We start from the raw sequence: 4090 nt of genomic DNA, 5'->3' as shown, positions 1-4090 counted from the left end.
CGGCTCGGGCAGGTGCAGGTGGCGAAGAATGCGCCGGATGACGCAGCCCTGGACGAGTACCCGCATCTGCTGGCGTGGTTCGAGCGCGTGCGCGAGCTGCCGGCCTGGCGCAACAGTTTCGCGCTTGTCAATTTCATGCGTCATCATTCGTCGTCAGGATGCGGGACCTGTAATTAACTCGCTAACGCACCTTCCAACGTGGAGACGTCATGAACAAGCAGATCATCTTCAACCTGCCGGTCAGGGACCTGGACAAATCCAAGGCCTTCTTTTCCGCTCTCGGCTTCAGCTTCAATCCGCACTTTTCCAACGAGAGCTCGGCGTTCATGGTCATCGTGGATGGCAGTATCAATGCCATGCTGATGACCGAAGCCTTTTTCAAGAGCTTCATCAACAAGCCCGTCGTGCAGGCGAAGGAGGCCAACGAGGTCATCATCTGCTTGAGCTGCGAGAGCCGGGAGGAAGTCGACAGCCTGATCGCCAAGGCCACCGCCGCCGGCGCCCGCATCCCGCATCCGCCGGAGGACCACGGCTTCATGTATGACCAGGGCTTCGAAGACCTCGACGGCCACCTCTGGAACCTGGTCTGGATGGCGCCGCAGGCTTGACCGGGCCGGCTGGCGGGCTTTCCCGCGCTCGTCCCAGTCGCGCTTGAGCAGTCCGTAGATCCCCCCAGCAGGTGAGAAGGCGAGCGTGGAGGTGTTCGCCTGTGTGAGGTGTGGAGGCAGGCGGCGGGTGTTGGCGGGCCGTGAAGGAAGCCGCGGGGTGCGCGCGATTCTGGAGCACCTGGGGTTGCCCACGAAGAGTGCGAGCCTGGCCCGCGTGTACCCCAAGGGGACTGCGCGGCCTATCCACCGGCCTGGCGTACCACTCGGCCGGCCCCCGTCAGCGGCCCTCCTCGACCTCTCCGCACCAGCCCACTCCCTCAACAGGCCTCCCATCCTTCTTACATGCGTCTCCGAGCCTGCATCGCACTTCTGCTCTTTCTCTCAGCCTGTACGACGACACCGCCAAGCCCCAAACAGCCAGCGGCCCGGGACCCCAGGCTCGCCAATCTCCAGCGAGCAGCGACGCTGCCCTGGACGGATGGGGGGCGGTGCGCCGTCCAGGAGGCTTCTGAGCCCTGGCCCGAGCTGGCGGAGCGGTGCTTTCATGCCCTCGACCATGACCGGATCGAATTTCACGACACCACGGGGCGATGCGCGGTTGCCTCTGCCGGCGCCGCTGCCGTGGGGCTCGGGGTCTGCGTGCTGGCGGCACCGGAGATCGTCGTGGGAACGGTGATCGTCGCGGGCGTGGTGGTGGGCTTCGTCATCAAGGAGGCTCTGGATGCGTATGAGCTGAAATGGGCCGATCAAGAGGGCTCAAGGCCCGCACCTGAAACGCGGCCCGCGCCTGAAACGACGCCCGCCCCGCAGGAACCCTCGCCGAAACAAAGGCCCAAGCCGGAGCCAAAAGGACCGGATTTCCCTCCCGTGGGGCCAACCGAAACCTTGGAGCGAGAGCGCCGTCGCAGGTGCGAACCCATCCCGGTGCCGCACGAGGGCAAGGATGACGCGCATAACAAGTGCGCCGATCAGTTTCCGCCCAACCGGTATCCCGGAATGGATGTGCTCGTAGACGGTGTGAGCTTCGATGCGCTGCAAGTCGGCGTGCGTGTGCTGTGGGAAATCAAGACCCATCGATTTGATACGTACAACGCCTTTGTCCGGCGTCAGGAGATTGAGAAGGAATACACGCAAATCAAGAAGGAACGAACTGCTGCGGTGGCATGTGGATATGGCTTCGTCATTGGGGTGAGTACCCAAGCTCACAAAGACGCGCTGCTGCAACGGGATCAGTCCCTCAATATCGTCGTCACGGGGTGCAACCGATGACTAGTCATAAAACCCTCATCGTCATCGTCTACGCGCCTGCGCTCGGGGCCAACGACGGTCGCACGCTCGCTGTCGTCCATGGAATGGAAAAGGCGCTCCCCGGCCTTCGCCTGGAATGGCGGCTCTCCAAAGGCGGGCGCCCCATCGCCTTGCCGCAGCGGGATGCGTGGCTCGCAGAAAATACTGTGGACGGGGGCTTCCCACTTGTGTGCAACGGGGACGCGAGTTACCCCGTGACTGTTAACGGAGGGGGAAGACCTGGACTCCTCAGCCCAGGAGGTCAGGCCCAGTTTGAAGTGCATGCGGAACTGCCGCTGGACAAGCCTGTGATCGCGGCAGCGGCGGCTGTGCTTGAGGGCATGGCGGAGGGAGCATGTGCGCTGTGGGGGCGTGCGACGCCAGACGACGCTGCGCTGGACATCGCGTATCAGACGGCACCCACGCCGCAAGGGCCGCCGTCCCCACGCCGGGGGCTGCCCGCCCTCAAGCTCTTCGAGCACATCCGCTCGCCCGAGATTCCCTATTACCTCGGATGGCTGAACTACTGGTCGGATGCTGCCGCACGGGCCATCGGCTTTCCGGACCCCGCCCGCGACGCGGACCTGCTCTCGCGCTCACGGCGCACGGCATCGGGGGGGTGGGTTGTGCAGCTCACGGATGCGCCGCTCGACCTGGACAACCCCGCCCACCTGGACGCGCTCAAACAGGCCTACGAGCGCTTCCCGGAGATTGGCGGGCGCGCAGCCCCTTGAGACTCGGCACGGCGCGCGCTGGCCGTGCTCAAGGCCCCGCCTGCTGGCTCACCGGAAGCTCGACCTTCCCATGGGTGAAGGTGCGCGCCCCTGTGCCTCCCACGGCTTGAGGGTACAGGGGCAGCCGAGCTGCGCGCGCTCCCCCTCAATGCCCACCACGACGGCACCGGCTCCATCTGCGGGAATGGGCGTCTCTTGCCACCGGGCAAGCTCCACCTCTTCCCCCGTCGAGTCCACCAGCGCCGCCCCCGCACGGGATGGCCGCCTGTGGATCGCCGCGGGACTGGCCCATCGTCTGACACCCGCGGCGGCCCAGGGAACGGAGCTCCTCATCTGAACATCCATGAATACAACGTTGTAAATCATACCAAAAATCAATGTCAGCCCCACCCTGTACAACGTCCTGGCGAGGCAGTGAACCACCCACTCGCGTCATCTCCTGCGCACGTTGGCTGCGTGTGCAGGCGCAAGGTCAAACGTCGATTCCGACCAGGGGAGAACAAAATGGCTGAGATCATCGAAGACCTCGTCAGAGAGCTCACGACCACGACAGGCACAGGCAATATCACCTTGAATGGTGCGATTCCGGGGTATGTCCCTTTCAGATCATGGTGTGTGGCGGGGGACACCTTTGAGTGCATGATCCAGGCAGTCGATGCGTATGGAAACCCGAGTGGAGAGTGGGAATCCGGGACATACACCCTGGTAGCCGCGAACACCATTGCCAGAACCACTGTTCGCCGTTCCTCGAACAACAATCAACTGGTCAATTTTGGCGTCGGCACCAAGCACATCTACATCTACCTCTCTTCTTACAAGATCAAGAAATTCGCGCTTGCTTCGGGCCCCGAACCCGTCCCGGTCCCCGGCGAGAAAACGGCTCCGGTGCCCACTGGCATTACCGACAACAGCACGGTCTTCTTGCAACGTGGCACCACCTACGTGGGAACCCTTGTGCTTGCTGGCAGAACAAACGTCACAATCGTCGCCACCGGCGTGGGGCCAAAACCGATCATCACTCCGGGTCAGGCCGTCACCGGGTGGACTCTGCATTCCGGGAACATCTACAAGGCGAACTTCACGGCCTTCACCCCCAAGCATGTCTCCATCAACAAAATCCCGTGTGATCCAGCACATTATCCGAACCGCTCCATTCGGTGGCTCACGGCGACCTCGAGCGGAAGCAACTCCATCCTGAACTACAACCTCCCCGCGGAAGCCAACAACAACATGGTGGGGGCCAGAGCGTGTGTCAGACCCCTCGATTATGACATCGACGAGCGCCCGGTGACCGCGTACAACAATGCCGGTTCGATGACGGTAACCGTTCACGGGTCTGGCTTGGTTGAGGGGGAGCCGGGTGCGAAGTGACCGGAGAAGTGGTGCTGGACAGGGTGACGGCTGGCGTGGTGTACCAGACGCATGGCCGAGGTGGACCCCAGAGACGCGCGGATAGCCGAG

General features: G+C 63.2%; 4 protein-coding genes. All 4 read left to right on the top strand.

The window, feature by feature from the left end:
- The first annotated feature begins 209 nt into the window (after positions 1-209).
- The 4 genes from VF794_RS39540 to VF794_RS39525 all read left to right on the top strand — a co-directional run bounded on the left by VF794_RS39540 (position 210) and on the right by VF794_RS39525 (position 4000).
- Positions 210-608 carry a VOC family protein gene (locus VF794_RS39540; RefSeq protein ID WP_331118854.1) on the top strand — a complete coding sequence of 133 codons (399 nt, stop codon included), beginning with the start codon at positions 210-212 and terminating at the stop codon, positions 606-608.
- Positions 609-950: 342 nt separating this feature from the next.
- Complete coding sequence (locus tag VF794_RS39535) at positions 951-1877, top strand: DUF6310 domain-containing protein (protein WP_414641015.1); 927 nt, start codon at positions 951-953, stop codon at positions 1875-1877.
- A complete protein-coding gene (locus VF794_RS39530) occupies positions 1874-2629 on the top strand; it encodes a DUF5953 family protein (RefSeq protein WP_331118850.1) in 756 nt (251 codons plus the stop codon). Before VF794_RS39535 ends, VF794_RS39530 begins: the two co-directional genes overlap by 4 nt.
- A 504-nt stretch (positions 2630-3133) precedes the next feature.
- Complete coding sequence (locus VF794_RS39525; RefSeq protein ID WP_331118848.1) at positions 3134-4000, top strand: hypothetical protein; 867 nt, start codon at positions 3134-3136, stop codon at positions 3998-4000.
- The last annotated feature ends 90 nt before the right edge of the window (positions 4001-4090 follow it).

Origin of the sequence: Archangium sp., assembly GCF_036389735.1 — a bacterium.
In the GTDB taxonomy this organism is placed as follows: domain Bacteria; phylum Myxococcota; class Myxococcia; order Myxococcales; family Myxococcaceae; genus Archangium.
This window is presented reverse-complemented; position numbering and strand designations above follow the sequence as displayed.

What these genes read in the sequence shown, in the direction of transcription:
- VF794_RS39530 (WP_331118850.1), top strand. Translation starts at nt 1,874, where the DNA reads ATGACTAGTCATAAAACCCTCATCGTCATCGTCTACGCGCCTGCGCTC.
- VF794_RS39535 (WP_414641015.1), top strand. Translation starts at nt 951, where the DNA reads ATGCGTCTCCGAGCCTGCATCGCACTTCTGCTCTTTCTCTCAGCCTGT.
- VF794_RS39540 (WP_331118854.1), top strand. Translation starts at nt 210, where the DNA reads ATGAACAAGCAGATCATCTTCAACCTGCCGGTCAGGGACCTGGACAAA.
- VF794_RS39525 (WP_331118848.1), top strand. Translation starts at nt 3,134, where the DNA reads ATGGCTGAGATCATCGAAGACCTCGTCAGAGAGCTCACGACCACGACA.